General features: G+C 34.8%; 5 protein-coding genes. 2 read left to right on the top strand and 3 right to left on the bottom strand.

Features of this window, described 5'->3' with window-relative positions:
• Positions 1-243 precede the first annotated feature (243 nt).
• A complete protein-coding gene (locus tag CWB66_RS18385; RefSeq protein WP_138586507.1) occupies positions 244-1,839 on the bottom strand; it encodes a nicotinate phosphoribosyltransferase in 1,596 nt (531 codons plus the stop codon).
• A 10-nt stretch (positions 1,840-1,849) separates the two neighbouring features.
• Positions 1,850-2,704: a ribose-phosphate diphosphokinase gene (prs, locus tag CWB66_RS18380; RefSeq protein WP_138586506.1), complete on the bottom strand. Its 855-nt coding sequence runs from the start codon at positions 2,702-2,704 to the stop codon at positions 1,850-1,852.
• A 186-nt stretch (positions 2,705-2,890) separates the two neighbouring features.
• Between prs and CWB66_RS18375 the strand changes: the two genes are divergently transcribed.
• On the top strand, positions 2,891-3,589 hold the full coding sequence (locus CWB66_RS18375) for an NUDIX hydrolase (protein WP_077535865.1): 699 nt from the start codon (positions 2,891-2,893) through the stop codon (positions 3,587-3,589).
• Between the two features lie 72 nt (positions 3,590-3,661).
• Here CWB66_RS18375 and CWB66_RS18370 read toward each other — a convergent pair whose 3' ends face one another.
• A complete protein-coding gene (locus CWB66_RS18370) occupies positions 3,662-4,675 on the bottom strand; it encodes an SMI1/KNR4 family protein (RefSeq protein WP_138586505.1) in 1,014 nt (337 codons plus the stop codon).
• Positions 4,676-4,834: 159 nt separating this feature from the next.
• Here CWB66_RS18370 and CWB66_RS18365 point away from each other — a divergent pair, with 159 nt between their 5' ends.
• Entirely contained in the window at positions 4,835-5,359 is a 525-nt protein-coding gene (locus tag CWB66_RS18365) for a hypothetical protein (protein ID WP_138586504.1), read from the top strand.
• The last annotated feature ends 266 nt before the right edge of the window (positions 5,360-5,625 follow it).

The following is a 5,625-nucleotide window of genomic DNA, read 5'->3' as shown; positions in this document are numbered from 1 at the left end:
TTGAATTTACTCGCAATAGCCCCGCTATTGACGCGTAAATTCGCCTTGTTATCACAGAAAATCTCTGGCTAGAGAAAATAAATTTAAATATCACCATAATTCAATGCGTTAGTAAATCTCTTAACCAGAGTTCAGGTTAATTAGTAATAATTATCATTTTTGACAAATTTAAATTTTAAATACCAACAATCCACAATTGAAAACCGCTGTATCACTACGGCGGTTTATTCTCGTTAATAAGAATTAAATTTGTTGATCTACTAAGCTTCTTATTTCGCTTAATGTGGTTTCTTTCACTATTTTGCCGTTTTCAAAAACGACCTCTAATAAACCTTGCGCTTCTTCTTGCTCGGTTACGTCATCAAACAAAGTGAGTTCGCCGTTTACTCTGTCGATTTTTAAAAGCCCTTTAGCTGACTTTTTCTTTGAATCAGTTTTTGGATCTTTAAAAATAGCCAAACGTTCACCAGCTTTAACTACGCTCGTTGCTTTTACAGCAGAGCCATGCGTATCACGTGTTACATATTGGTAGCTGTAAGAGCCAATACCAAGCACTACTTTTGATGCAAACCCTTTATCCATTAGGCGTTGTAAAATTTGGCGTTGGCGGGTTAGTGTTATAGCGTCGCCGTAAATAGCGCCAATATGATCATCAAGCAGTTTATAACCTTTTGATGTTGTTGTGCCGCCAAATATATCCCATAGGCATTCTATAAGTCCTTTAACTTCACATTCCATCAGTTCAATAGTGTTGTTATCTTCAAATCCAAAGTATTGACCGTTAAAGCGATATGCCTCAAAGCCATTTTGAATAGTCTCTTTTTCAGCTTCTTTTTGTGTTTCAAATAACTCACTGTAATCAGAGATAGGTGAAACCTTGTAACCCGTTAATACTTTAACAGGGTCGCCCGAGTCGGGACGTATAACTAAGGTGCCATCGCGCGCCATAATTTCGCTTTTTAACTGAGGTAGATAATCAGTTACTAACGTCCAAAAATCCCATGTGTCAGATACAACACTTAAAATCCCTTTTGGTGATTGCTCTTTCATTAAGTACTTAAAAAACTCTATTTCACCTTCCATAATCCATGAGCAGGTAACCGAGTGTTCAGTTGCATCAACAGAGCAGCCAACGAGCTCGTTATCTACATTTGCTCCGTAATATTTTTCTGCAAATAAAACAGCGGGAATGGTATCTGTACCTACCAGTCCTGATGCTAAATGCCCAAAGCCACTCATTGCCGCAGCGTGTTTGCCAAACATACCTCTAAAGCTAAAGTCATGGCCTTGAAACGGCACAAATTCCATAGGCATTCCTGTTTTTTGTGCAAATTCTTTAAATACTTTTAAATATGCGACAGAAGTTGTCGTACTGGTTTGTATTGGCCAGTTTTCGCAGCTCAATACTGTTTCAATCATATTTGTTAACCATTGAAAGCCAGCTTTAGTATTTACTATCGTCATAGGAGGTACTAAATAAGGGACTAGCGTTCCCTCCGGTAATGCTTTAATTTTTAGTGGCAAGTAACCTAAATCGTGTAAGTCTTCTAAATACTTTACATCAACTGTATAGCCAAGCATTGAGCTCATAATACGCTTGTGATTAGCAACTGCGGTTGCTTTATCAGCTTTAAAAAACTCACTCCATTCTTCTAAAAGATAACTTTTAATAAAGTATTGAAGGCCAACAAACGCAACTTTATCGTTATTTTCTATGTTGCTAAGTTTTCCGCTTCTTGATGTGAAGTTTGCATATACCTCACTTACGTCAGGGTGATAAGCGCGGCTATGGAATTCTTTATAAACATCTTTTTGCATACTTGCAGCTGTAATAGTCATGGTGTTTTCCTTACATCTCAATTATTTGTAAACTAATGGTATTACTATTTTTAAACTCATTAGCCGGTTTAAACGAATCTGTTGTATAAATACGCTCTATCAGGCCCTCAAAAACATCAAGCCCCTTTGAAAAAATACCGTGAGTAATAAAAAGAGAAACTTCAACAGCGCCATTACTTTTTAGTACCTTGGCCAGTTCGATAAAGGTTCTGCCGCCGTCACAAATATCATCGGCAATAAGCACGCTTTTACCTTTAACATCACCAATAATTTCGGTTTTGATTATTTCGCCTGTTTTTAAGTTTCTCACTTTTTGAGCTTGAATAACCTCAGGTACGCCATTGAACTTTTCTGAAATTTTAATAGTTTTTTTACTTGCTCCTGCATCTGGAGAGATGAGTGTTAATTCGCCTTGCAAGAGTCTTTGGCTTAGTTCTTCAGAGCGCTCAAGTAATGAAATTTGTTCAACATTGATTACTTTATTAATTAAAGCTGGGGATACATCGCTATGGGCATCCCAAATAGTAACCTTTGAAAAATTTAAGCTATTAATAAAGTTAGCCATAACAGCAGCGCCTAAAGCTTCTCCTTCAACGCATACACGGTCTTGCCGTGCATAAGGAAAGTAGGGAATAACAAGTTCGATAGGCGTGCTGTCATTTGTTAATCTTTTTAACGCATCGACAGCAATCATTAATCTAACCATTTTTGAAGAATTGGTTAGTCGTTCAAAAATCTCTATTTTTATAGAGTCTGAAAAATTAGCGGCGTTAAATCTGACATGCTCTTCACCACCAGAAAAAGTGAAATTATCATAATCAACTAACGATTTACTTCCTGTTGAGTCATAGCTAAATACTTTCATTTTTTGTCCTTTTAATGTTTGTGTCCTAGCGACACAATTAAATTATCAAATGTACCTATAGTAATCAAGCTATTTTTTAAACTAAATCACTGAACATATAGTATGTCTGTAATTGTACTGTAGGTTGAAATTGAGATATGTTTGATTTATTGTGTCATTAAGACATTAACTTTGCATGGGCATGCAATGACTAATCATTACGATATTACTGAATACAAAAACCCATTATTTACAGTTGATAGTGTGCTGTTTACTGTTAAAAACGGTGCTCTAAAAGTGCTCATGGTTAAGCGTGCGAGCGAGCCTTTTGCTGGTCGATGGGGACTTCCTGGTGGGTTTGTTGATATAGACATTGACGATAGCGTGAGTATGACGGCGCTTAGAAAGCTTAAAGAAAAAACCAGTGTGGCGCCTCAATATTTAGAGCAATTACAAACATACTCAGGCATTAATCGCGACCCTAGAGGATTTAGTGTCACTTTAGTTTATTTTGCTTTAATTGCAGAGGCGCAAGTATCAACCCACATAGAAACAGTTGATGATGCAAAGTGGATTGATGTTGAAAAAGTTAGTGATTTACCAGTGGCTTTTGATCATAAACATATTATTGAGCAAGCTAAAGATCGTTTAAAGCAAAAAGCATTGTATTCAATGGCGCCTGTTTATTGTTTGCCAGAGCATTTTACCGTAGGGCAATTGAAGTCAGTAATTGAAACTATTATAGGTAAACCTGTTCAGCGTAAAAGTATAATTAGACGTATTGAGGCTGCTGATATGTTTGAAACACTAGATGAAAAAGTTAAATCTGGCGGGCGCTTAGCGCAGTTATATAAAGTAAAAGCCGGCGTTGATATTGTAAATTTTGAACGTAATTTAAGTGTCTAATAAATTAAATAAACGCTCTCAAAGTAATCATTAGAGCGTTTATTTAAGGGGAGGTGCAATAAGGTAGATACTTTAATTGTTTGAGCTATCGGCAGTAATAAAGCCTTTTAGAAACTCACTTAACGTTTTAGCCTCGTAAATGGCACTTTGTTCATCTGCGCCAAATGATACTACTTGGCCTGATGTGCCTTTGGTATTTGGTGCAAAATCCAGTGCTATAAAGTTTCCGCCACCCAATTTAAAAAACGGTATCCAATAAGGAGTAACGTACATGGGTACGGTTTTTGTATTACTTTCATTATCGGTGTCGAATAACTCTTCTTGAGTCCATTCATTATAAATAGACTGCCAGTCGCGCCATTCTTTTAAAATGCGTTGAACGCTCATAAATGCTGTATTTTCGACACCATTATGTAGTGTTAAAAACGATTTTAGTATAGCTGGGAATGCAAAGCCGGCTTCGTTTTCAAATTCAGCATAAATAGCCTCATTGTTTTTGGGTTCAATAACGTTGAGGTTATTTTGTTTTACCAACGTTTTAAAATATTGTTCAATCAATTCAAAGTCATCACATGCATTGAGCTGTATAAAAGGCGTTAAAAAGTCCGCTTTTTCCTTACTTAACTTTTCAGCAATAAAGCTATTTGGAACTTGGCTGCAAATAAACTCCCCCATACCTTTATGAGTAAGCTCTTTTTCGTAGTTAAAAAGGGGCCGACTTGAGTTGCTATTACTTGTAAACGTATATACTTTAGGTATTGATGCATCGTCATTAATTGAGCTAAGCCACTGATTAAATAAAGGCGTTGCTTCTATTTCCATGGTTAAAATTTCTTTGTCCTGTAAAAAAGCAATACCATACGCTTTTTCTGACGTTGAATCTGGGGTAATAATGAGTAACTTTAACGTACTCTTTGCTGTTATATTTTGTATTTCTTTAAAAATAGATTCGCTAAAAATATCCATAGCATCAAAGCCATCTAAATTTTCAAACTCTGGCAGTGTATTTATTTTTATTAAATCAAAGTGAAAATCATCCCACTTGTGTTCTTTTAAATTATTAGTGTAAGTTATAATATTTTTCATTTTTATAAAATCCATTTAAAGGGGGGGGTACTCAGTTGATAATATATCTTAAATTATTAGTTTGGGGAAAAAGATAAGTGCTTAAAATTATTAGTCAGCTTAAGCTATATAGTTAAAACTGACAGTTAAGCATACTGGATAATATAAAAAGGAATTTAAATGTTGTTATCATTACTAAAGCCTGAGTATGGCTACTATGCATTATTTTTGATGAGTATTATAACTTTTTCTACTTTACTTTTTTGGGCGTATTCCATACGAAAAGAACGCGAAAAGGTCAAAGAGTATGATATTGAAATTGAAGCAAAAAATCACAATATGTCGGTACGTGAGTTGCTTAATAAAAGGTTGAATGAAGACGTTAAACCTATCGGTAATTTAAAAAAGTTCGTGAATAATATTTATGAAAAGTTATACCTGACTTTTATGATTTTGTTTTTTTGCATGCCTGTCATTATGGCAGTCTATAGTTCTTCTATATTGATATTTGCAGATAGTTATTTTATTCATTTTATTACCTATGCAACTATTTGGTTTGTGTATGGGTATTTTTTAATACCTTTTATTGAAGACGCTGGTGAGGGGGGTATGATATTTATGCTTCATTATCTTGCTTTCATAATTGTTTTTATTTTTAGTATATTAATCGTCATTATTAGATGGTTAATAGAAGTGATTTGGTAATGGTTAAAGCACATTGATCGGGTTGATATTTATCGCTTTTATTTTTACAACTATTGATGTTTTTATAGCTAAATAGCTATTTAACCTGAACTCTGGATAATAAATCTATCTTGAGCAGCTATTTTCAGCGCTAACTGCGTTGAATTTACTTGCAATAGGCCCGCTATTGACGCGTAAATTCGCCTTGTTTTCACTGAAAATCTCTGGCTAGAGAAAAATAAATTTAAATATCATTATGATTCAATATATTAGTAAATATCTTAACC

The organism is Pseudoalteromonas sp. S558 (assembly GCF_005886635.1).
GTDB lineage: Bacteria > Pseudomonadota > Gammaproteobacteria > Enterobacterales > Alteromonadaceae > Pseudoalteromonas > Pseudoalteromonas aliena.
Note: the sequence above shows the minus strand (reverse complement) of the source record. Positions and strands in the feature narration are given on the sequence as shown.